The following is a 24,979-nucleotide window of genomic DNA, read 5'->3' on the forward strand; positions in this document are numbered from 1 at the left end:
CCCCAACCCCAACCACCACACCCAACACCGCCCACGCCTGCAGGCGGATGCCCTCCGACGCCGAAAGCGGCGCCGGGATCCGGCGCGTGTACCTCAATGCCGCGACCGATTTCCAATAGGGCCTCAGCCCGACGGGAGGCATCCGGCGGGCCGACGCGAACGCCGGCTTTACCTGCGGGTCCGATGGAGACTGGTCACAAGCCATGCCTTCGTCGTGCGCATTGGCTGCCGGTTTTGGTGCCCACCGGGCGCGCCCGGTGGGCGGCGCATTTCGAATTTGCGCTCGACGATGATCTTCGCTTCAGTACAGACTCGTCGATCAACCGCGGACGCGGCCTAAATCACGGTTTCTTTTTTCGATGCACGAGATCAATACGCCTGCCGCGGAACTGGCCGACCGGCCGACACCGCACACCGCGTCCGCCGAGGCGGCGTCGGCAGCCATCGATGCGCAGACGAACAGCACGGAACTGGCGTGCTCTCGCGGGTTCGCGCAGTGGCTCGCCCAGCATGATCTCAGCCTCGCCTTCTCCTCCTATCAGAGCGGACAATTGTTCCTGGTGGGACGGTTCCCGGATGGCACGATCTCCTTCCACCAGCGCGATTTCGTGCGCGCCATGGGCCTGTGGTCCGAGCCGGGACGCCTGCTTCTGGCTTCGCTGGTGCAGATCTGGCGGCTGGAGAACGTGCTCGGCGCCGACGAGCGGGCGAACCAGAATTTCGACGCCCTGTTCGTTCCACGCACCGCGCGAATCACCGGCGACATCGATGCCCATGAGCTGGGCGTGGACGGGCGCGGCCGGGTGATCTTCGTGAACACCAAGTTCTCGTGCCTCGCCACCTTCAGCCTGAGCCACAGCTTCCAGCCGCTCTGGAAGCCGAAATTCATCTCCCGCCTCGCCGCCGAGGATCGCTGCCACCTGAACGGGATGTGCATGCATGAGGGGCAGGTGCGCTATGTGACGGCGGTGAGCCGAACCGATGTGGTCGATGGCTGGCGCGAGCACAAGAAAGGCGGCGGCGTGGTCATTCGCGTGGAGGATGACGCCATCGTCGCGGACGGGCTGTCCATGCCCCATTCGCCACGCATGTATGGCGGAGCCTTGTGGGTGCTGGATTCCGGGCGCGGCTATCTGGTCCGGATCGACCCCTCAACCGGCGCGCGGGAAGACGTGGCCTTCTGCCCGGGCTTCACCCGCGGCCTCGCCTTCCATGACGGGCATGCCATCGTCACGCTGTCCCTGCCGCGCTATCTCAATTTCAAGGGCCTGCCGATTGAGGACGAGATCGCAAGGCGCGGCGGCCAGCCCTGGTGCGGCGTGCAGATCATCAATCTCGCCACCGGCGATATTGTGCAGTGGATCCGACTCGACGGGCACATCCGCGAGTTGTTCGACGTCGTCGTCCTGCCGCATGTCGCCTGCCCCATGGCGGCGCCGCTGCAGGGGGCTGAACTGTCCGACCTCATCACCATGGAGGCGCCGCCGCGCGCGTTGGACGCGCCCGGCCCGCCTTGAGGCCGGCGCCTGCGATCAAGGCCCACGGGGCGTCCCGCGTCGGAAAACGCGGGGGTCAAGCGCGGTCGAAACAGAGCTGGGCGGACGATGACGGCACAGGGCGTGCCTTCTCGCCCCGAGGGCTCCGGTGCGCGTCGGCCCGCGCACCGATCATGCCCCCAGTGCGGAGGCTATCGGAGCTGCCACCGGCCGCGGCGCGGCGATGGGTCTGATGAATCCGATGACGCGCGCAATTTCCGGACGCATCTCCCCGCCTATGTATCAATGGACCTCTCGCGCCACATCCGGAGCGCTTTCCGTTCGCAGGGGCTCTCGTCATCCGCTCTAACTTTTGCATTCACGCATTTTCTTCACGCGAACCGGAATCCACTTCGCTTGAAAACGCTCTCGGGTGGTCTTTGTTCTTCGGACGGCGAAAAGCGGGCTTTCTTCTCCTCCTTCAAAGCGAACATCACGTCGCTTTGAGTAGCATTCAAATGATTGTATGTATGTGATGTATCGAGGCAAGACTGCGCTGCGCCAAGACGATTTTTCACGCATCACCGTTGAACGGCATTCCCATTGAGCTTTGGCAATGTTAGCTCTTTAGAGTCATTTTTGCTGGGGCGGTGGAATGGCTGAGGGGCAAGGTCGATCCGGCGGTGCGCAGTGCGTCAAGGCCGGTCGCGTATACGGCGCATCTACTGCGCGGCTGCGGTTGTCTACTGCGCTTTCCACATCCTTGTGTGGTATCGTCGCGCTGGCGGGTGCTGGCCTCGTGGCACCGGCGCCGGTCCGCGCCCAGTCGCTGCCTTACGCACGAACGGTGATCGGCTCGCCGGGGGGCAATGGCAGCTCGGAGCACTATATTCATGACGATGCCCATGGCGGCGCCGGGGGCGGCGGCCAGGGCTTGGGGTCCTATTCGGCGTCCGTTTCCGGCGCCGTGAGCGGCAGCTCGGCCTTTGTTCTCAGCACGACCGGCGGCTCAGGGGGCGCGGGCGGCGCGGGTACGACCGGGGGCGGCGGTTCCAACAACGGCACCGGCGGCAATGGCGGAGCCGGCGGCTATGGCGGCCTCCTTCAGCAAATCACCATACAAAGCGTCACGGCGACCACGTCGGGTCCGGCCATCCTTACCCAGTCCGCCGGCGGCGCCGGCGGCATCGGTGGCTATGGCTACAGCTTGCTCGACAATGGCTATGGCGGCACCGGTGGTGGCGGCGGAAATGGCGGGGCGATCAACATCGCCGTGTCCGGGTCCCAGGTGTCGTCGCAGGGCCAGGGCATCGTTATCAACTCGTTCGGCGGGCTCGGGGGCGCGTCCGGAGAGGGCGCGACCACGGACGGCTCCGCGCTTGGCTATGTCGGTGGCGCCGGCGGCAACGGCAATGCCATCGGGTTCGCCCTGAGTGGGTCATCGGTGTCGGGCGGCTCCGGTGCGATCTTGATCCAGTCCATCGGCGGCGCGGGCGGCACGGGCGGCACGTCCGATGCGGTCGACTACAGTTCCACGTCGGCGGCCGGCGGCCTGGGCGGGGGCACGGGCCGAACCTATGGTCAGCTTGCTCAAGCCACGGTGGTGGGCGCCGCCTACGGCATCAGCGTCCAGGTGGTCGGCGGGGCAGGCGGCGATGGCGGCTATGCGAAGAATCGCTTCTCCACGCCAACTGCCGGTGCTGGTGGCGCCGGCGGAGATGGCAATTATGCCGGCCTGAACATCTCGCAAAGCACCATCCAGGCAACCGCGGGCAATGCCATCGTCATCACCTCCGCCGGCGGCGGGGGTGGCGCGGCGGGCTATGCCAGCAGTGCCACCGCCGGGTTGAACACCGCGTCGGGCGGGCAGGGGGGCAATGGTGGCGCCGTCAGCCTCACGGTGACGGGCACCCAGGGGCAGAGCAACAGCACCGTCATCGGCAGTGCGAACGCCATCCTTCTCAATTCCAACGGCGGCGCCGGGGGTACGGGGGGCAAGGCCTATGGCGGTACCGTGGAGCCCACCGGCGGCACCGGTGGCGTCGGCGGAAACGGCGGGACGGTCAGCGCGACGATCTCCTACACATCCATCACCGCCGCCGGAGGCGACGGCCTCGCGGTCGCCTCGACCGGCGGAAATGGCGGAAATGGCGGCTACACCCATGCCACCGCCAATGCGGCAAACGGTGGCGTGGGCGGCGGCGGCGGCAATGGTGGAAACATCACGCTCAGCCTGACCGCCATTTCCACCACGGCCAGCGTCACCGCCATTCGGGTGGCGTCGATCGGCGGCGCGGGCGGCGCGGGCGGCGAAGGCGATTCGACCTTCGCCAACGCGACGGGTGGCGACGGTGGTCTCGGCGGCAGCGCGGGCACGGTCTCCATCGCCGTGTCGGGGACCATTCACGGGTCCGCCACCGGTATCGAGGGGCGCGCCGACGGCGGTGCCGGTGGCCAGGGTGGATACGGCTATGCCGGCGTCGCGAACGCCTGGGGCGGCAATGGCGGCTACGGTGGCGCCGGCGGCACTGTCTCGGTGACCGTTGGTGCGAACACCACCGTGGCGGTGACCGGTAGCAGCAATGCGCAGGCTGTCGCCGTTTATGCCAACGGCGGAAACGCGGGCGCGGGCTACATCGCCAAGCCGGATTACGTGGGGGGATATAGCGCCACCGGCGGCAATGGCGGCAATGGCGGCACCGGCGGCGCCGCCAGCCTGACTGTGCAAGGCGGGGCCACCTTGTCGACCACCGGCAATGCCTCGCCGGTGGTGCTGGTCCAGGCCAACGGCGGCAATGGCGGCAGCGGCGCGACCGCCAACGGCGCATGGAATCTGACGGGCGGCAACGGCGGGCAGGGCGGCAACGCCATCTCCACCGGGAAGGCCGTCAACGTCAGCATTGCCAGCGGCGTGAGCATCACCGCGTCCGGCTATGGGTCAAACGGCATTCTGGCGGAAAGCCTCGGCGGCATCGGCGCCAGCGGCGCCAGTGTTTACGGCGGCTTCGTTTCCAGCTCCGGCGGCAATGCCGGCAAAGGCGGATCGTCCGGCTATGTCTATGTGAACTCGTCCGCCAATGTGACCACCACAGGGGCCGCCTCGGTCGGCATCGTGGTGCAATCGGTGGCGGGCGGCGGCGGTAATGGCGGCGACGCCGGCGGCGGCTTCACCGCCATGGGCGGCAACGGTGCCTCCAGCGGCTCGGCCGGCAACGCGACCGGAATCAACCAGGGCGCGGTCAACACCTACGGCAATTATTCCCACGGCATGTTGGTCCAGTCGGTGGGCGGGGGCGGCGGCAGCCTCATCCTCGGAACGGGGCAGATCGCCATCGGCGGCTCCACCCAGGCGGGCGGCTCGTCCGGCACCGGCACCGGCGCCACGGCGCTGGCCCGGAATTCGGGAACCATCACCACCCGCGGCGCCTATTCGGACGGCCTCCTGGTGCAGGCCATCGGCGGCGGTGGCGGCAATGGCGGCGGGGCCGGCGGCCTCGTCTCGCTGGGTGGGCAGGGGGCCTCGGGCGGTGCCGGCGGAACGGCCAAGGTCTATAATTCCGGGCTGATTTCCACCAGCAACGCGAATGCGTTCGGCATCGTGGCGCAGTCCATCGGCGGCGGCGGCGGACGGGGCGGCGGCGCCATCGCCGCCGGCATCGGCATATCGGCGGCCATCGGTGGCGGCGGTGGCGCGGGCGGCGCCGGTGGCACCGTCTATGTGAAGAATGCGGGCGCCAGCGCCTCCACCGTGACGGTCATGACCAGCGGCGCCTATTCCACCGCCGTCCTCGCCCAGTCCGTCGGCGGTGGCGGCGGCGCCGGTGGCAGCGCGACGGCCGACACGCTCGAAGGGGTCTCCTTCACCATCGGCGGCACCGGCGGATCGGGCGGCAATGCGGGCAATGTGGCGGTTGTCAACGCGGCCGGCATCACCACCTCGGGGGATCGCGCGTCCGGCATCCTCGCGCAGTCCATCGGCGGCGGCGGCGGCTCGGGCGGCAGTGCGCTGTCGCGCAGCGGCGGCCTGTTCGGAGCCGCAGCGGTGGCCTTGGGTGGCAGCGGGGGCTCGGGTGGCGTCGGCTATGCCGCGTCGGTCAACAACTCGGGCGTGATTTCCACCAGCGGCCTCGATTCCATGGGCATCGTCGCCCAGTCCATCGGCGGCGGCGGCGGCAATGGCGGCTCGGCCGCAGCCGAAGCGGCCTCGATCGGCGTGGATGTCTCGGTGTCCGTGTCGGCGGCGTTGGGCGGGTCCGGCGGCAGCGGCAACAATGCCGGCACGGTGACCGTCTCCAACACCGGCATCGTCACCACCTCCGGTTCCGGCGCAACGGGCATCCTCGCCCAGGCCATCGGCGGCGGCGGCGGCACCGGCGGCGATGCCAGCGCCCTCAGCGTGGCGGGGTCCAACGGCTTCGCCCTCGCGGTGTCGGCGAGCCTGGGTGGTAGCGGCGGCGGCGGCGGCGCGGGCGGCGCGGTGACGGTGACCAATTCCGGCACCGTGGCCACGCGCGGCAATTTCGCGGATGCGATCATCGCCCAGTCTATCGGCGGCGGCGGCGGCAACGGCGGGGTGGGGGCCTCGTCGTCCAATGCGCTCACCTTGTCGAAGTCGGTATCGGTCAGCCTTTCGGCCGGCGGGTCGGGCGGCACGGCCAGCGCCGGCGCGGCGGTGACGGTGACCAATTCCGGGACCATCACCACCACCGGCGCCAGCGCGCGGGGCATCCTCGCCCAATCCATCGGCGGCGGCGGCGGCACGGCCGGCGGCGGCACGGCCAATGCGCAGAGCGGAACCGTCAATCTGGGCGTGACGCTGGGCGGAACCGGCGGTGGCGGCGGCAATGGCGGCAGCGTTGGTGTCCAGAATACCGGCGTGATCGCGACCACCGGCGGCGATGCCGACGGTATTCTCGCCCAGTCCATCGGCGGCGGCGGCGGCAGTGGCGGCTCGGCTTCCGGCACGACTGAAACCGACACCTATCTGCCGAACTCCAATGCCGGCTTCAGCCTCACCGCCGCCCTCGGCGGCCAGGGCGGCAGCGGCGGCGACGGCAAGGCGGTCACCGTCAGCAATGTGGCGGCTGACCCGCACGCGACCCTTCTGATTTCGACCGCGGGCGATCATGCGTCCGCCATCGTCGCGCAGTCCATTGGCGGTGGCGGCGGCAAGGGCGGCGCGGCGGCGGGCTCCGCCTCCGGCGGCAAGGCCGCCCTCACCTTCACTCTTGGCGCGACGGGCGGCGATGGCGGCATCGGCGGCGCCGTCAATGTGGTGTCCAGGGGCGTCGTCGTCACGAAGGGCAAGGATGCGGCGGCGATCATCGCCCAGTCGGTGGGCGGCGGCGGCGGCATCGCCGGTAACAGCAATTCCGTCACCACCTCCAAGATCGCCCTCGGCGCCGCCATTTCGTCCTCCGGCGGCAGTGGTGAGCACGGCGGCAGCGTCTCCGTGACCACCGACGGCAAGGTTCAGACGACGGGCGAGTTGTCGGATGCGATCCTCGCCCAATCGGTCGGCGGCGGCGGCGGCATCGGGGGATCGGCGGGCGCGGACGGACATGCCAAGGGGCAGGATTCGATCTCCGCGACCCTCACCCTGGGCGGCGCGGGCGGCAGCGGGTCGTTCGGCGGCGCGGTCCTGGTCACCAATGCGGCGGACATCGTCACCCGCGGCGCGAGCGCCAACGGCATTCTGGCGCAGTCCATCGGCGGTGGCGGCGGCAAGGGCGGATCATCCACCTCAAAGGGTGACAAGGGGGCAAGCTATTCCATCTCGGCGGCCCTGGGCGGGGATGGGGGCAGCGGTGCCCACGGTGGGGACGTAAGCGTTAGCACGTCCGGCGACATTTCCGTTTCCGGCGATCATGCCAACGGCATTCTGGCGCAGTCTGTCGGTGGCGGCGGTGGTTCGGTGGGGACGTCGGCGGCGGTCGCCGCATCCAAGACCGCGAGCCTCAGCTTCTCCCTCGCGGGCAATGGCGGCAGCGGGGCCAGCGGCGGCACGGTGAAGGTCACGAGCACCGGAAACGTCCAGACAGCGGGGCATGACGGGGTCGGCGTGCTGGCGCAATCCATCGGCGGTGGTGGCGGCAATGCGGCCAGCGCCACCAATGCGGCCAGCGCCAAGTTCGCGGTGGGCGCGGCGGTGGGCGGCACCGGCGGCGGTGGCGGCAATGGCGGGAATGCCTATGCCACCTTCGCCAACACCACCCTCGGCAGCATCACCACCACCGGGCAGGCCTCGGACGCGGTGTTGGTGCAATCCATCGGCGGCGGCGGCGGCACCGGCGGCGCGGGTACCGGCAAGGCGGATGGCGCCGGCGGCAACAGCGTCAGCCTTGATGTGGCGGTTGGCGGCGGCGGCGGTTCCGGCGGCAAGGGAGAGACGGCGCAGATCGTGGGGGGCGGCGCCACCAGCCAGGGGGTCGCGATCCGGACCTATGGGACCGGCGCCAACGGCGTGGTCGCGCAGTCCATCGGCGGTGGCGGCGGCAAGGGCGCGGGCGCCACCTCCAGCAGCGCCGAGAAGGGAGACAGCAGCGCGGCCGCCCTGTCGGTGGGCATCGGCGGCAATGGCGGCCAGGGCAACAAAGGCGGCGACGCCTCCGTGTCCTGGAATAGCGGTACCGTCACCACCAGCGGCGATCATGCCGCCGGCATCATCGCCCAATCCATCGGCGGCGGTGGTGGCCTTGCCCTGAACACCCACGCGGCGGCGGATGGCACCAAGGCGCAGGCGAGTATCGCGGTGGCCCTGGGCGGCTCCGGCGGCGATGGCAATGCCGGTGGCACCGCCGCGGTGCAGAGCGCCGCGCAGATCCTGACAAACGGGGCCTTCAGCTACGGCATCCTGGTGCAGTCCATCGGCGGCGGCGGCGGCAAGTCCGGAACCTCGGGCGGCGCATCCGAAGGCGGCACGGCGGGTGTGACCCTGTCGCTGTCCGGCTCCGGCGGCAGCGGCAACACGGGCGGCACCGCGACCGCCGATGTCACGGCCGGCGTGGCGACGACGGGCCATGGGGCCTCGGCCATCCTGGTGCAGTCCATCGGCGGCGGCGGCGGCTCGGCCAGCAGCGCGGACAATGCGGCGTCCGCGCAATTTGCGGTCGGGGGTTCTGTCGGCGGGACCGGCGGCGGAGGCGGCAACGGCGGCACCGCCACCGCGACGCTGGCGGCCGCCAGCAGCGGGCTGGTCATCTCCACCACCGGCAATGCGGCGGATGCGGTGCTGGTGCAGTCCATCGGCGGCAGCGGCGGCAGCGGCGGGGCAGGCACCGGCAAGGCGGACGGCAAGGGCGGCAACGGCCTCAGCCTCGATGTGGGGGTCGGCGGCGGCTCGGGCAGCGGCGGCAACGGCAGTACGGCGACGATCACCAACGGCGCGCCGGCTGATCCCTCGGGCACGGCGTTCGCCATCGTCACGCTGGGGGTGGGGGCCAACGGCCTTGTCGCCCAGTCCATCGGCGGCGGGGGCGGCAAGGGCGGCGCCAGCTCCTCCACCACCAGCGGCGACACCGCGGCGAACCTTTCGGCCTCGGTCGGCGGCGCCGGCGGCACCGGGGGCAAGGGCGGCACGGCCAGCGTTACCAATGCGGGCATCATCCAGACCAGCGGCGACCATTCCAGCGCGATCCTGGTGCAATCCATCGGCGGCGGTGGCGGCAATGCGGTGGCGTCCAGCTCCACGGCGAAAGGCCAATCCGCGAAGCTGAACCTGTCCGCGAGCCTGGGCGGCAGCGGTGGGGTCGCCGGCAACGGCGGGGCCGCCAGCGTCACGAACTCCGGCGCGCTCACCACGGCGGGGGATTTTTCCCATGGCCTCCTGGTCCAGTCCATCGGCGGCGGCGGCGGCAATGCCGCGGTCACCGGCGACAGCGGCAGCGGCGGCACGGCGGCGGTGGGCCTTGCTTTGACTGGCTCGGGGGCCGGGGGTGGACAAGGCGGGTCGGTGAACGTCACCAACACCGCCGACATCACGACCAGCGGCCTCGGCGCCAGCGCGATCCTCGCCCAGTCGGTGGGCGGCGGCGGCGGCACCGCCGGCAGCGCGCAGAACGCCACCACCGGCCAAGTGGCGGTGGGCGCAAGCATCGGCGGTGGCGGCGGCAGCGGCGGCAAGGGTGGCGACGTGGGCGTCTACGGTTCGTCCGCCATGCAGATCACCACCAGCGGCGACATGGCGGATGCCATCCTCGCGCAGTCCATCGGCGGCGGTGGCGGCGTCGGCGGCGGTGGCCGCACCAAGGCGGATGGCAAGGGCGGAAGCAGCGTCGGCCTTGCCGCCACGGTGGGCGGTGGCGGCGGCACCGGCGGCAATGGCGGGGCGGTGAAGGTGCTGTTCGGCACCGGGACATCGACGCTCATCTCCACCAGCGGCCACGATGCGGCGGGCCTTGTGGCCCAGTCCGTCGGCGGCGGCGGTGGCAAGGCGGGCCTTTCTTCCTCCGCCAGCGGCGACACCGGCGGCACGGTGAGCCTGTCCGCCACCGTCGGCGGCAGCGGCGGCACGGGCGGCGGTGGCGGCACCGTGACGGTGAACGTCGATGCCCTGGTCAACACGGCAGGTGCGGGCTCCGACGGCCTCCTCGTGCAATCCATCGGCGGTGGCGGTGGTACCGCGGCCGCGGCGAACAGCACCGCCGATGGTGGCAGCAACACCGTCAACGTGGGTCTCACCCTCGGCGGGTCCGGCGGGACGGGAGGGAATGGCGGCAAGGTCACGCTGACCCAGAGCGGCGAGATCGTCACCAGCGGGGACAGCTCCAACGGCGCGCTGGTCCAGTCCATCGGTGGCGGCGGCGGGCGGGCCTCCAGCGTCGGCGCGGATTCAGGCACCGGCAGCGTGGCCGCCGCCGTGGCGCTCGGCGGCTCCGGCAACGTGGCGGGCAACGGCGGCAAGGTGGCGGTGACGATCGAGGGGCTGATCCAGACATCGGGCGACACCGCCGCCGGCGTGCTGGCGCAATCCATCGGTGGCGGCGGCGGCCTTGCGGCGACGAGCACGTCCGATGCGTCCGGCTCCCATTCCGTCGCGCTGACGCTTGGCGCCTCCGGCGGAGCGGGGGGCGCGGGCGAAACGGTGACGGTGACGCTCGCCGAAGCGGCCTCCATCTCCACCTCGGGCACCAACTCGCACGGTCTCCTGTTGCAGTCCATCGGCGGCGGCGGCGGCCTGGCCGGGGCGGCGGCTTCCGACGGGACCGGGGCGGTCGCCTTTGGCGGCGCGGGTGGCGTCGGGGGCAATGGCGGCAATGTCTATGCGACGGTCGCGGGCACCATCCAGACGTCGGGCGATGGCGCCAGCGCCATCTTCGCCCAGTCCATCGGCGGCGGCGGCGGTATCGGCGGCAGCGCCGCGAGTGCGGTGTTCTCGGTTTCGGACGGCATTTCCGGCAGCGGCGGGGGCGCCGGAAACGGCGGAATCGTCGATGTTTCCGTGACGGGTCTGGTCAAGACTACGGGCGCCAACACGGCGGCCATCGTGGCCCAGTCCATCGGCGGCGGTGGCGGCCTGGCGGGGACGACCAGCGGCATCGGCCTGGGCACCGCGGGCGGCACGGGGACCGGCGGCGCGGTCACGGTGAACGTCGGCGGCTCGGTCATCGCCACCGGCGCGGGATCGCCCGCCATTTTCGCCCAGAGCCTCGGCGCATCGGGCAATGGGCAAATCACGGTGAACGTCGCGAGCGGCGGTCTCGTGCAGGGCGGCACCGGGGCGGTGGCCTCGATCGTGCTCTCCGGTGGGCAGCAGAACACCATCACCATCGCCAGCGCAGGCGTGGTGAATGCGGGCACGGATCTCGCGATCAAGACCGGGGCGGCTGCGGACGCGGTGCAGGTGGCCGGCACGCTGAACGGAAGCGTGGACCTGGGCGGCGGCCGCAACAGTTTCGTCGTGCTGAAGGGCGGCCACTTCAACGCGGGCGACTACATCTTGATGCGGGACCCGACGCTACAGGTCGCCTCGGCGGCGGCTTTGGTCGGCGCGTCGGCGGCGGAGCATCTCACGCTCCGGAATTCCGGGACGATCAATCCGGGTGGCTTGAGCGCGCTGGCGAAGACGGGCCTGCTCGGGGCCTTCGTCTCCGACGGCGTCTTCCAGGCCGACATCGACGCCCGCTCGGGGGGCAACGATTTCATGGCCATCGACAAGAGCGCGACCTTGTCGGGGCTCATCGATGTCCGGCCCAAGACCATCGCGCCGAATGTGAGCTACAAGCTGCTGGAAGCGGCATCGGTGGACAACACGGCGGTCCCCACCGAGTCCGGCCTCGCCTACAGCTGGGACATGACCACTACGGCAACCGCCATCAGTGTCACGCCCATCGCCCATTTCGTGCCGGCGGGGGTGCCCTTGAACGGCAATCAGGCCGCGGTGGGCGGGGCGCTGCAGCAGGCATGGAACCTGGGCGGATCGAGCGGCATGACCAATGTCTTCTCGTCCCTCATCGACATTTCCGGCCTCTCTGCCTATCAGGCCGCGCTCGGCCAGTTCTCGCCGCAGATGCTCGGGACTTCCGCGACGTTGCGGACCCAGGACAGCCGGGAGTTCCTGAACCGTACGCTCAGTTGCCCGGTCTTCAGCGCCGACAGCACGCAGCTGCATGAGGATCGCTGCGCTTGGACCCGTGTCATCGGCGGGCGCACCAGCCAGGACTCCAGTGGTCAGATGCCCGGTTTTGGGGTCAACAACCTGATCTTCCAGGCGGGGGTTCAAAGCGAAGTCGCCCCCGACACGTTCTTCGCCCTGTCGGCGGCCTACCAGCAATCCTGGCTGTCCGGTTCCGACGATTCGCTATCCTCGGACGGCAATGGCGTGGATGTCGGCTTCGCGCTGAAGCGCCAGATGGGGCCGTGGCTGTTCGCGGCGGCGCTGGATCTCGGCTGGATGAGCTATGACAACCAGCGCACCCTGCGGACCATGGCCGGTGCGCTGACAAGCACCGCGGACGTGATGAACGTCACCGGGCGCCTGCGTGGCTCCTATGAGATCGCCTTCAGCAACTGGTATGCGCGCCCCAGGGTCGATCTCGATCTGGTCTATGTGGACGCCTCAGGCTATTCCGAGCGGGGCTATACCGGGGCGGAGCTCGCCATCAACGGGGCGAGCCAGACCACTTTCGTGGTCGCGCCCGCGGTGGAGTTCGGCGGGCGGGTGGATCTGTCGGACGGGAGCGTGCTGCGGCCCTACCTGACGCTGGGGGCGTCCTTTGCCTCCAACGACTCGTGGACCACCACGGCAAGCTTCCTCGCGGCGCCGCTGGGTGCCGCGTCGTTCACCGCCAACACGCCCATGCCGAATGCGCTCGGGACGCTTGAAGTCGGCCTTCAGGCGCTCTCCAAGGAGAACCTGGAACTGAAGCTGGAATACAATCTCAACGCCAATGGCGACTACACCTCGCAATTGGGCGCGGCACGGTTCGCCATCCACTTCTGACGGTGGTCCCCTCTGGGGCGCGCGGCCGATGTGGCTGTTGCGCCCTACCGGGGCTCGCTGGTGCTGAGCTGCGGGGCGGGCGAAGCGTCGCCGGCCTCATCGTCCTGGGCTGGGAGTTCGATCACAAAGACGGCGCCTTCCGCGCCGTTGCGGACCGATAGCCGGCCGGCGTGATTGCGGACGATGCCGAAGCTCACCGAAAGGCCGAGCCCGGTGCCCTTGCCGGGAGGCTTGGTGGTGAAGAACGGCTGGAAAACCCGCTCCATGATGTCCGAGGAGATGCCCCCGGCATTGTCCGAGACCTCGATAAAGACCTTGCGGCTCTCTCCCGCCGCCGGTTCGGGCGACGTCACATCGATGCCGATCCGGCCGGGTACGCTGTCGCCGCGCGCGGCCGAGGCGTCGAGAACGGCATCTCGCGCATTCTGAAGCAGGTTGATGAGCACTTGCTCCAACTGATTTTGCCGGCACAGGATCTTGGGAAGGTCCGGCGCCACATGGATCTCGATGTGAATGTCGTCGAGCCGGATCTGTTCCCCGAGAACCTGCAACGCGCCCGCCACCGCGTTCTCGGCGCGACAGGGGCGAAGCTCGTCGTCGCTCTTGCGCCCGAAGATGCGCATATGATCGACGATGCGGCTCATGCGCTCGGTCTGCTGGATGATGCGATTGAGCTTGGCCGTGAGATATTCGTGGGTCGCGCCCCTCTGCATGGCCGTCAACGCATTAGTCGCGGCAAGGCGGATCACGCCGAGGGGCTGGTTGATCTCGTGCGCGAGGCCGGTGGCGACTTCTCCGAGCGAGGCCAGCTTCGACATCTGATAAAGCTTGCTTTCCTCCATGCGGCGGGTGGTCTGATCCAGGGCGAACACGACGACTTCCTTCTTTTCGGCACTCGGCCGGTCCGCTTCCAAGGATTTGAGAGGCGCCACCACCATCTCCACCTCCCATTCGTTGTGGCCGTCGGCCAGGTGCTCATTGCTCACCATGGGGACGTTGAGGCCGGCGGTGACACCGCGGAACCTGTTGCTTCGCGCATATCTGCGCACCGCGGCCCCCATCGGGCTTGCCGGCACGGCGCTCACCTCGTTCGGCCCGCTTTCATCCACATGCAGGACGCTGATGCCCGGCACGCGGCTGATGGCGCCAAGCACATCCGCTTCCCGCCGACGGGCCTGCGCCTCGAGCCCCTGGGCATTGAGGCGCTTTTGCATGTTTATGTAGCGGCTCGCCAGGAGGACCAGGATCAGCAGTGCAGCGGCGAGCCCCACCGCGGTGCCCCATATGGCCGTGCGAAAGTCTCGGGTCTGTTGCTGAATGAAATCCAGGGAATAGCCGACCATCGCCGAGATGGGATAACGCTCGGAGCGGATCATGTGGCCGATACGGACGATGCCGTCGAGGGTGCTTCTGAAATCATAGTCCGCCTCCGTCGCCGACATGATCCGCTTGAACGCGGGGCTGTCGGAGACGTCATCGCCGAACGAGGTGTCTTTCGCCGCGCGGGCGCGGATGACGCCGTCGTTACCCGCGAGGGCGATCAGCATGTTGTCTTCAAGCCTCAACTGTTTGAAGAATTCGATGAACTCCGAGATGGCGAAGGATGCGACGACCACGCCGCCAAAATGCCCATGCCCGTCGTCCAGCGGACGCGTCAATTGCAGCGTCCAGGCATTCGATACGCGTCCGAGCACCGGCTTGCTGATGAAGAGATCTCCCCGCGGGGAGTTATGATCCATATGGACGCGGATATGCTCCCGGTCGGACACATCCACGGGCTTCGCGGAGGGGCTGGAGAGGTTGCTGGCGATCAGCATCCCCTTCTTGTCCACGACCGCAAGTTGGATGATGGAGGCGGGAAGCTTCACGTCCCTCAGGGCTTCGTAGGCCTGCTGGGGGCTCCAGTTGGCGTCGAAGGTGCCGGCGAAGTTCTGCATCCAGGCATCGATCGGATCGATCGAGCGCTCGAAGCTGTGCAGCAGCAGTCTTGTGAGCTTGGCCGCACTGTCCTTTGCGTTGTGGATCTCAGTCTTGCTGTGCAGAGTGTAAAGGGTCACCGCCGCTGCAAACGGCAGGCACCCCACCAGGATGAGCAGGGCCGCCAGCAGCAGCGTGACCGGGTTCACGATGCCGCCCGAGGAGCGAGCGGCCGTGTCAGGTTTGCCTATTCATTCCTCCCATGGTCGCCAAGGTCTGGCAGAAGCTGGCAAAGGCGAGCGGTTTAGGGAACCAGGCGTCGGCACCTGCCGCCTGCGCGCGCCGAATGTCCTCTTCCGCCGCATGTCCGGTCATCACCACGAATTTCATCGTGCGCTCGGGAAAAGATGCCTTCAATGCCTGGATCAGGTCCACGCCGTCCATGTCCGGCATGCGGATATCGGTGACGACGATGTCAATATTGGGGTCGGCGCGCACGGCCGCGATCGCCTCCCCCGCGCGCGACACGCAGGTGGAGGTCAGCCCCTCGAACGACAGCGCTTCCGCCAGTTCATCGAGAAAGTCGGGCTCGTCGTCTACGATCAGCAAGTGGCTCATCGTCTGGGTCGCTTATCCGAAAGTAGACGGAATTGGATCTGCTTCTATGGGCAACCGCCACCGGTGGCGGGTCAAGGACAACTCGGTCCAAGATTGAGCCAAAAACATAAGATCGCACCAGATTAGATCAAATTGTGTGATAATGGTAATATGATACCTTATTGAGGTATCCATTGCCTCCGTATCTGACATCTATTTGGGTTGATGGTTTTTGATCCGGGCCATTGCAATCTTCAAATTACTGGACAAGATAAGATGATGGTGGGGCGCGCGTGTATTTAAATGATACGCGTTCGCGGATTGAGCTTTTAGCCTCCGCGAAGGGAGAAATGATCGGTCAATGCCTGCGCTCGGGGAGAGGATATCCGTGCTGTCGGCGGTGAGTGGAAGAGTGCCGATACCTGTCTCTGCTTGTTCGGTCCGGTGGCCCTTCTGGGCATCGGCTAAGGGGAGGGAGGGAAAAGCCGATGCGGAGAGAACGCCAGGGTCATGAAGAAGCGGATCTTCATTCTCGATGACGACGAGGCCTTCCGCGAGGATCTCGGCGAATTGCTGGCCCTGGACGGGCACGATGTGGACGGCATGGGGGATGTGACCTCCTTTTCCCTGGAGGACCTCGGCCGTTACGATCTTCTCTTGCTCGACCTGTCCCTGCCCGGATTGGACGGCACCGAGGTCATCCGCGCGCTTTCGCGCATTCCGGTCCGGCCCCAGGTGGTGGTGATCAGCGGGAAGGGGGAGGATGTCCTGAGCGCGGTGGCCGATGCGGCCCGGTTGCAAGGCACTCCGATTCTCGCGGGCTTCACGAAGCCGTTCGAGCCGGCGGCGCTGCTGCGCCTCGTGAATGACGGTTGCGGTGTTGCGCAAGGCCCGGTTCGTGACGCGGCGCGGACGGACGGGGCCTCCATCGCCGCCGCGATTGCCGCGGCGATGGATCGCGATGCCCTCGCGGTGATGTTCCAGCCCAAGGTGGATGCGCGCAGCCTTGGCTTTTGCGGCGCGGAACTGCTGCTCGGCAATGAACTCCCCGGCATCGGCCGCATTGCCGTGCCGGATCTGATCGCCGCGGCGAGCCGCGACTGTGCCCTCATGGCGCGCCTCTCGTACTACACGATCCGTGCCGGCCTCCAGGGGTGCCGTCAGTGGCACGCGCGCGGATACGAAGGGGCGGTCAGCATCAACCTTCCGCTCGAACTGCTGATTGCCGCCGATACCCCCAGGATGCTGGTCCGCATGGTGGTGCAGGAGGGGCTGACGCCTTCGGCCGTCATCTGCGAGCTGACCGAGGATGCGTTGTACGACCGGTCCAGCGAGAGCCTCATGGCATTGGCGCAATTGCGGATTGCCGGGTTCGGGCTGGCGCTCGACGATGTGGGGCAGCGCCAGAGCGGATTGCTTCAGCTGGCGCGGCTGCCGGTGACCGAGCTCAAGATCGACATGGATCTGCTGCACCGGGCGCGCCACTCGCAGAAGGCGCAGGATATCTTTTCAGCTCTGGTGAAGCTCGGGCACCGGCTCGGAATGAAGGTGGTCGCCGAAGGGGTGGAGACGGCCGAGGATCTGGAGGCCACGCGCAGGGATACCGTGGATCTGATCCAGGGCTATCTGATCGCGCGAAAGATGCCAATTGGCGAATTGCTCGCCTGGCTCACCGCCCAAGACGAGAAACAGGATGGCCGGATCGGCACGGACGAGGGAGATCGCAATGAACGAGCAGGCGCAGGGAGTGCCTCGTGTATTGCTGGTGGATGATGATGCCGACGGCCTGACCGAGCTGCATGAAGGCCTTGAAATGCTGGGCATTCCGGCTCTGACCGCCATGTCGGCGGCGGAAGCGCTGGATCTGGTGGAAAAGCACGGCAGTCTTGAAGTCATCGTGACGGATCTGCAGCTGCCGCGCATCGACGGGATCGAGCTGCTGCAGAAGCTGGCGACCCGTCGCCGGTCATTGCCGCTGGCCGCCATCGTGGTGACGGGACATGCCTCGCTGGATCGTGCCGTGAGCGCCCTGCGCCTGCGGGTGCTCGACTTCCTGCAAAAGCCGGTGACGGCGGACGAGGTGGCGTCGGCGATCGCCCGCGCCTTCGCGCTGGTGGGGGGCGCGCCGACGCAGGCGCGAACGGCGGGCGTCGAGATCATCAACACCGCGCTCTACCTTCGCGTCCTGGTTGCCGCGCAGGTGGACCGGACCGCGATTTTTGAAACCGACCTGTTCGGCGATCCGGCGTGGGAGATGCTGCTGGATCTGTTCATGTCGGAGGCCTACCACCGGCCGATTTCCGTCACCAGCCTTTGCATTGCGTCCGGCGCGCCCACGACCACCGCCCTGCGGCGCATCGATGATCTGGTGACAGCGGGCCTTGTGGAGCGAGAGCCCGATCAACAGGACCGGCGCCGGACCGTGGTCAAGCTCACCACCCACGGGCGCGAGCGGATGGAGGCGTTTCTCCGCCGCCAGCTGGAGCGGCTCGGACAGAAGCCGGACTGAGGCCAAAGGCCGGTGACTCGCAGGCGTGGGCCTTTGGCCGGGCCTGCGCGGTTGTCCATGATATCGCTCAGTCGATTGGGAGTGTTTCTCACATATAATCCAATATCGTGCCGACAGTGATCAGCATGTCCTGTTTATGAGCTGAACAGGATCTGTCATTTCATACCATTGGCCGCGGTCTTTGACCGGTACCAAGTGGGTGCGCTGTGGGTCCACTTATGCGCGGCGCAGGCTTGACCAAAGGCTAATGTGTCAACTCATGGGGCTTTTGTATTCAGGCGTATTGACGCAAAAACGGTGATTTTGAGGCATGTCAATTGCCCTTACCTTTCGGTACACGAAGCTTACGGCAGCTCGTGATGTCATCATGCTGGTGTCGGAATGGATTGAATTTTTCGTAGCTTTATATTTTATATTCCGTATGGGGAGGTGTGAGTGATTCAAAAATAATCAAATATTTCATAGCTCTGACTGCAAGTGCCATATTCGGAGAAGTGCGTTCTTTAAATTTTGAATATTAATTTTCACACCAATTCGGATATTTTATTTTATACAAATATATTTCGTTGTGATATTTTACATATTAGATGTGTATTTTTGTGTATTATAAAGTATGTATTAACAATAATGGAAGTCGAATATCAGGAATGGGTAGGTGGTAGCCATGTTTTCGCTTTCGATCAGGGCCAGGCTTCTTCTTCTATTCGGTGTGTTCATTGTTGGGTTGGGGGTGGTCAGCGCCATTTTCCTCTTCTCGCTCCGGGCGAGCATGCTGGAGGAGCGCAAAAATGGCGTCAGCCATATCGTCGAATCGGCGCTCTCCCAGATCTCGGCCTATCACCAGGAGGTCCAGAAGGGGGCTCTCAACGAGGCCGAGGCCAGGAAGCTGGCGGGCGATCTGGTTCATCGGCTTCGGTTCGAAGGCAATAATTACATCTGGATCAATAGCGTTGATGGGATTGGCGTGTTTCACGGGGCCCGGCGTCAGGTCGAGGGACGTGATCGCAGCCAGGAGAAGGATTCGCACGGCAACCCCTTCGTTCAGGCTCAGATCGCACTGGCGAAGGCGGGTGGCGGATTCACCACTTATTACGCGCCCAAGGCCGGAGGCGACCCGACGCCCTATGAAAAGGTCTCCTACAGCGTCCTGTTCGAGCCCTGGGGCTGGGTGATCTCCGCTGGCGTCTATGTGGACGACATCGACAGGGAGTTCCAAGCGCAAGCGACTCGACTCGCCGTGAGCATTTCCGTGCTGCTCGTGGTTCTCGCCACGGCCTTCTTCCTCCTTTACCGCTCCATCACGCGCCCCATGACCACGCTTTCGGCCGACCTGAGGGCGATCGGTGACGGCCATCTCGATGCGGAAATCGTGTCCTCACGCCGCTCCGATGAGTTCGGCGCCATTGGCCGGAGTGTCGTCTACATGCAAGAGCGCATGCGTGAAGGTGTGCGCATGAAGCTGGAACAGGAAGCGCGGGAGAGGACTGAACGCGAAGCCCTCGCCCGTCGCGAACGGCTTGCTGCCACCTTTGTCGAGCGGATGCAGGGGCTCGCGGCCGGCTTTGCCGGATCTTCCGGCGAGGTCGCCGATGCCGCCCGCAACCTGTCGGCCACCGCGGAACAGACAGCCCAGCAGGCACATGCGGTGTCCGGCGCCGCGGAAGACGCCGCCACCAATGTTCAGACCGTCGCCGCCTCGACCGAGGAGATGGCGGCTTCCGTGCGCGAGATCAGCAGCCAGGTGGTGCATTCGGTACAGATCGCGGACACCGCCTTTTCTGAAGCGCAGAGCTCCAACGCCCGCATTTCCGACCTCGCCGCCGCTGCGTCCTCGATTGGCGATGTCATCAATCTCATCCGGAGCATCGCCGACCAGACCAATCTATTGGCGCTGAATGCCACCATCGAGGCGGCGCGCGCCGGCGAGGCGGGAAAAGGCTTCGCGGTGGTGGCGGCCGAGGTGAAGGCGCTTGCGCACCAGACCGGCAAGGCGACCGAGGAGATCGGCTCGAAAGTGTCCGAGATCCAGCAGGCGACTGAAAGCTCGGTGCGGTCCATGAGCGCGATTGCCCAGGTGATTTCCACCATCAAGGAGATCGCCACCACCATCTCCGGCGCGGTGGAGGAGCAGAGCGCTGCGACGGGTGAGATTGCCCAGAACTGCCAGCAGGCGGCCAGCGGCACCCATCAGGTGATGCAGAACATCTCCGGCGTGGGGCAGGCGGCGGGGATGACGGGGGCGGCCGCCACGCAGTTGCTGACACTGTCCTCGGGCCTCTCTGGTCAGGCTCAAGAGCTGCGCAAGACGGTCGACAGTTTTGTCGCGGATTTCGCGGCCGCGTGAGGCAGGTCCGCGTCAGACAGGCCCGCGTCAGACCTGGGACGGCGCGGGCGCGGTCCCGTTGGGGGGCTCCTCTGACGGGACTGGCGCGGCGGGTGGTGTCGCGCCGGTGTCGACGGAGCCGAGAAACGCCGTCAGCGCCGGGGAGACATAAGCCTGTGCGCGGCGGATGAACAAGGTCTCCACCTGCGCCTCCGCTTCCGGCAGGCGCAGCACAGAGAGGTCGTGGGCGGGGCGGCGGGCCTTCAGGAGGTCCAGCGGCAGCAGGGTCACGCCCATGCCGGCGGACACGCAGGCGAGGATGGCGTCAAGGCTGCCGTATTCCAGCGTACGCGCCACCGCGATGCCGCGGCGGGCGAGGATCTGTTCCAGCCGCTGGCGGTAGGAGCAGCCGCGGCGGAAGACGTAGATGTTGGCATGTCCGCGCTCGACGATGGTGTCGAGGGACGCGACATCCGGCCCGGCGACGATGGCGAGGTCTTCCATGAAGGCGCGCCGCGCCATGAGGCGGGGATGGGCGATCGGCCCGCACACATAGGCCCCCTCAAGCTCCTGATGCAGAACCTGCTCCACCAATTCCGCCGTGGTGCCGGTCCGCAGGCTGAGGTCCACTTCTGGATAGAGGCGGGAGAAGTGGACCAGCCGGCCGCTGAGGCGCAGCGCCATGGTGGTCTCCATGGCGCCGATCAGGAGCGGTCCGCGCGGGGCATCACCCGCGGTCACGGAAAAGCGCGCCTCCCGCAGCAGTCGGCTGACCTCGGCGGCGAACGGCAGCAGCCGCTCGGCGGCGGCGGTCGGCTTCACGCCGCGCGAATGCCGCTCGAACAGGACGACGCCCAGGTCCGCTTCCAGCTTCTTGATACGGTTCGTCACGTTGGATTGGGCCGTGTTGAGCTTCAAGGCGGCGCCGCCGATGGAGGCCTCGCGGCTGACCGCCATGAAGAATTCCAGGTCCGTGCTCTGCATGGCCATCTCAATTTCAGATGACTGAGATCAAATCAAACCATTTCAGGAATGTCAAAGTGGTTGATAGCCTCGAAAATGGTCAGGGCGACTCCCTGATTAAAAGTGAGGCGATCGGTGGCCGGAGGCTGCTCCCAACCCCGGCGTCTCCAGGCGTGGACACCCCCTGACCCCGGTCGCGGCGGGGCGCGGCGTGTCCTCCATCCACGAAGGGGAACAAAATCATGAGCAGACACACGACATCCGGCCCTCGCTCCGGTGATGAGGGCGCCGCCCTGGGGCTCCTGTCCACGGCCGTCCTGGCCGTGGTGTATCTTGCATTCACGTCGCTTGGCGCATTCGCTCCGGAGCTGCTGGCGGCGCCGGTGCGGCCGGGTGGAGCGATCACCTGGGCGTTCGCATTGGGACTTGGGGTGATCGGCCTGGGGTTCGTGCTCACCGTGGCCTATGCGCTCGCGGCGAACCGGCGGGAGAAGGCCGCCGAGGGCGGCGCGGCCGTGATCGCGGCGGAAGGGGTGGCGCGATGAACACGGTCGCCATCACCTGTTTCATCGCCATCGTGCTCCTGTCGCTCGCGATCACCTGGTGGGCGGCGCGCCATACCAAGGGCACCAGTGATTTCTATGCCGCGGGCGGCAATATCACGAGCCTGCAGAACGGGCTCGCGCTCGCCGGCGACGCCTTGTCGGCGGGTGCGTTTCTGGGCCTGACGGGCCTGATCTTCACCAGCGGGTTCGACGGCTACATCTACGCCATCGGCTATTCCACCGGCATGCCCATCGTGGTCTTCCTGCTGGCGGAGCGGCTGCGGCGGCTGGGCAAGTTCACCTTCTCGGATGTGGTGAGCCTCAACCTGGAGGAGACCCCCATGCGTATTTTCGGCGCGGTGGCCTCGCTGGTGGTGATCGCCTTCTATCTGATCGCCCAGCTGGCCGGCGCCGGGGCGCTGATCGAGCTGCTTTTCGGTATCAGCTTCAAGGCCGCCGTCGCCCTCGTGGGGGTGTTGATGATCTGCTACGTGATGTTCGGCGGCATGATGGCCACGACCTGGGTACAGATCGTCAAGGCGTGCCTCATGCTGGTGGGCGGTGCGGTGATCGCGGGGCTGGTGCTGCAGCGCTTCGGCTTCGACATCTCGGCGATCCTGAAGACGGCGGCACAGACGCATCCGAAGGGGGCCGGCGTGCTGGCGCCCGCGGCCGCCTCCCACGCGCCGTTTTCCGCCCTGTCGCTGGCGCTCGCGCTCATGTTCGGCACCGCCGGGCTGCCGCACATCCTGATGCGTTTCTTCACGGTGCCCGATGCCCGCGCGGCGCGGAACTCGGTGGTGTGGGGCACGGCCTTCATCAGCACCTTCTATGCCGCCACCGCCATCTTCGGGTTCGGCGCCATCGTCATCCTCGCCGGCGATCCGTCCGCCATCGGGGCCGATGGCAAGGTGCTGGGTGGGGTCAACATGGTGGCCATCCACCTGTCGCGCATTCTCGGCGGCAATGTGATGCTGGGGCTGGTCTCGGCGGTGGCGTTCGCCACCATCCTCGCGGTGGTGGCCGGCCTCACGCTGGCGGGGGCGTCCGCGGTCAGCCATGACCTTTACGCTCGCGTGGTGCTGAAGGGCCATGTGGACGATCAGCGGGAACTGAAGATTTCCCGCATCGCCACCGTGGTGCTGGGGCTTCTCGCCATCGCCCTCGGCATCGCCTTCGAGGGGCAGAACGTCGCCTATATGATCTCGCTGGCGTTCGCCATCGCCTGCTCGTCGACCTTTCCAGTGCTGCTGCTCTCCATCTATTGGCGCGGGCTCACCACGCGGGGGGCCATCGCCGGTGGCAGCGCGGGGCTGCTGGCCGCGCTGGTGCTCACGGTGCTGGGCCCGTCCATGTGGGTGAAGGTGTTCGGCTTCGCCGCGCCGATGGTCAGCCTCGATCCGCCGACCCTGATCTCCATGCCGCTCGCCTTCCTCACCTGCTGGCTGGTCTCGCGCGCCGATCGCCAGGGCCTTGGCGCCGGGCGCATGCCGGCGGCTGCCGCCTGAGCAACCGCCGGCTCGGATCGAAACGGTTCAGGCCGGCGGCAACGCCCCGGTATCGCGCCCAAGGCGCATCTCGATAGAGGTCATTAAATACTCATGACGACGTTCTCACCCCGGTCCTCCAACGCGTTCGCCGAGCTGATGGCCATCCGGGGCACGATGCCCCTCGATCCCGCCGAAGTGACATTGACCGGTGCCGATCCGTTCTTTCGCACGCCGTTCCGCATTGGCGAGGTCTCGGCCGCCGTGCTGGCGGCGCGCGGCGTTGCCGCCAACGATTTGTGGGAATTGCGCACGGGGCGCCGTCAGGCGATCAAGGTCGATGCCCGCGCCGCCGCCGCCACCTCCCTTTCCGGCGGCGAGGAGACGCTGCTGCGGGGGGCGGATGGCCTCCACCATCCCATTCCGACCGCGCCGGCCATGAAGCACATGGTGGCGCTGACCCAGCCCTGGGCGGCGGCGGACGGCGGTTATGTCCTGCCCCATACCAATCTGCCCCACCTGGAGCGGCGGGTTCTGGATGTGCTCGCCTGCGACAGCACGGTGGAGGCCGTGAGCGCCGCGGTGGGGCGGTGGTCCGCCGATGCGCTGGAAGATGCGCTGGCGGCGGCGCGCGCGTGCGGTGGCAAGGTGCGCACGCCGCAGGAGTGGCTCGCCCATCCCCATGGCGCTTATCTCGCGGCGCGGCCGGTGGTGGAGATCACCAAGGTGGCGGAGAGCGCGCCACAGCCGTTGCCGGCCGGGGCGGCGCCTCTGGCGGGGTTGCGCGTGCTCGACCTTACCCGCATCCTGGCCGGGCCGACGGCGGGTCTCAGCCTTGCCGAGCATGGCGCCGACGTGTTGATGGTCACGGCGCCGGAGCTGCCCCAGGTGCCGGCCTTCGTGCGCGACACCAGCCACGGCAAGCGCAGCGCCTTCCTCAATTTCACCCGCCCGGAGGAGGCGGACCGGCTGCGCGCGCTGGTGCGGGAGGCGGACGTGTTCATCGACGGCTACCGGCCGGAGCGCCTCGGCGCCCATGGCTTCGGCGTTCAGGAGCTGATGGCGCTGCGGCCGGGGCTCGTTCATGTCTCGGTGAACTGCTTCGGCTCCGGTGGCCCGTTCGCCGGGCGCGCGGGCTGGGATCAGGTGGCCCAGGCGGTCACCGGCATCTGCCACACCCAGGGCGAGGCCAGCGGGGCAGGGCGGCCGGAGCTGACACCGGTGTTCATGTGCGACTTCATCACCGGCTTCCTGGGTGCGTTCGGCGCCATGCTGGCCCTGGCGCGGCGGACGCGGGAGGGCGGCAGCTACCGGGTGCAGGTGTCGCTGTGCCAATCGGCCATGCTGTTGCAGCGCGAGGGGCTGGTGAGCGGATTTTCCGATGCGCCCGGCCGCCTCACCCCGCCCGAGTTCGACGCCCTGTCGGTGGAGGTGAACGGCACCTGCTACGGCGATTTGAAGACGCTCGGGCCGGTGTTGGGGATGGCGGAGACGCCCTGCCGCTGGTCGCGCCCCACGCCGCGCCTCGGCGGCGATCGCCCCGAATGGCTGGCGCGCGGGCCAGCCACGAGCTGAGGCCGGCGGGTTCCGATCCACAGTGGCGTGATCGGGGCGGGAGGCCTTGGCTCCCGATTGGGGCGAAGGCTGCCGGTTGCGTGAGCGTCTTGACAACCACAGTCGGGGACAAGGCGGGCCGGGCGCCCTGTGCAGCGCCGGGCGGGAT

Annotated in this window: 11 protein-coding genes; 8 read left to right on the plus strand and 3 right to left on the minus strand. The window is 67.6% G+C overall.

All coding sequences use genetic code 11. From position 1 onward, the window contains the following. Positions 1-359: 359 nt before the first annotated feature. Positions 360-1,517, plus strand: coding sequence for a TIGR03032 family protein (locus tag HUW53_RS19985; RefSeq protein ID WP_237347521.1), 1,158 nt, complete (start codon positions 360-362; stop codon positions 1,515-1,517). Between the two features lie 697 nt (positions 1,518-2,214). Next, positions 2,215-12,915: an autotransporter outer membrane beta-barrel domain-containing protein gene (locus HUW53_RS19990; protein ID WP_237347522.1), complete on the plus strand. Its 10,701-nt coding sequence runs from the start codon at positions 2,215-2,217 to the stop codon at positions 12,913-12,915. Positions 12,916-12,959: 44 nt separating this feature from the next. Here HUW53_RS19990 and HUW53_RS22020 read toward each other — a convergent pair whose 3' ends face one another. Together HUW53_RS22020 and HUW53_RS20000 are read right to left on the minus strand one after the other, a co-directional pair. Further along, a complete protein-coding gene (locus tag HUW53_RS22020) occupies positions 12,960-15,041 on the minus strand; it encodes an ATP-binding protein (protein ID WP_237347523.1) in 2,082 nt (693 codons plus the stop codon). 28 nt (positions 15,042-15,069) lie between these two features. After that, entirely contained in the window at positions 15,070-15,450 is a 381-nt protein-coding gene (locus HUW53_RS20000) for a response regulator (RefSeq protein ID WP_237347524.1), read from the minus strand. 489 nt (positions 15,451-15,939) lie between these two features. Here HUW53_RS20000 and HUW53_RS20005 point away from each other — a divergent pair, with 489 nt between their 5' ends. From HUW53_RS20005 to HUW53_RS20015, 3 genes are all read left to right on the plus strand, one after another. Further along, positions 15,940-17,202, plus strand: coding sequence for an EAL domain-containing response regulator (locus HUW53_RS20005; protein WP_272904341.1), 1,263 nt, complete (start codon positions 15,940-15,942; stop codon positions 17,200-17,202). Next, a complete protein-coding gene (locus HUW53_RS20010; RefSeq protein ID WP_237347526.1) occupies positions 17,177-17,938 on the plus strand; it encodes a response regulator in 762 nt (253 codons plus the stop codon). The genes HUW53_RS20005 and HUW53_RS20010 overlap by 26 nt, the downstream gene beginning before the upstream one ends. 730 nt (positions 17,939-18,668) lie before the next feature. Further along, complete coding sequence (locus tag HUW53_RS20015) at positions 18,669-20,282, plus strand: methyl-accepting chemotaxis protein (RefSeq protein ID WP_237347527.1); 1,614 nt, start codon at positions 18,669-18,671, stop codon at positions 20,280-20,282. Between the two features lie 27 nt (positions 20,283-20,309). On the opposite strand, the gene HUW53_RS20020 is transcribed toward HUW53_RS20015, so the two are convergent. After that, the gene (locus HUW53_RS20020) at positions 20,310-21,245 is read right to left on the minus strand and encodes a LysR family transcriptional regulator (protein ID WP_237347528.1); all 936 of its coding nucleotides are present in this window, start codon (positions 21,243-21,245) and stop codon (positions 20,310-20,312) included. 221 nt (positions 21,246-21,466) lie between these two features. On the opposite strand from HUW53_RS20020, the gene HUW53_RS20025 reads away from it, so the two are divergent. From HUW53_RS20025 to HUW53_RS20035, 3 genes are all read left to right on the plus strand, one after another. Continuing rightward, positions 21,467-21,769 carry a DUF485 domain-containing protein gene (locus tag HUW53_RS20025; protein WP_237347529.1) on the plus strand — a complete coding sequence of 101 codons (303 nt, stop codon included), beginning with the start codon at positions 21,467-21,469 and terminating at the stop codon, positions 21,767-21,769. Beyond that, positions 21,766-23,277, plus strand: a complete 1,512-nt coding sequence (locus HUW53_RS20030; RefSeq protein WP_237347530.1) for a sodium:solute symporter family transporter — start codon at positions 21,766-21,768, stop codon at positions 23,275-23,277. The genes HUW53_RS20025 and HUW53_RS20030 overlap by 4 nt, the downstream gene beginning before the upstream one ends. Positions 23,278-23,370: 93 nt before the next feature. Continuing rightward, positions 23,371-24,831: a CoA transferase gene (locus tag HUW53_RS20035; RefSeq protein WP_237347531.1), complete on the plus strand. Its 1,461-nt coding sequence runs from the start codon at positions 23,371-23,373 to the stop codon at positions 24,829-24,831. Positions 24,832-24,979 lie beyond the last annotated feature (148 nt).

The sequence above is a fragment of the Xanthobacter agilis genome, from assembly GCF_021730435.1.
Taxonomy (GTDB): domain Bacteria; phylum Pseudomonadota; class Alphaproteobacteria; order Rhizobiales; family Xanthobacteraceae; genus Xanthobacter; species Xanthobacter agilis.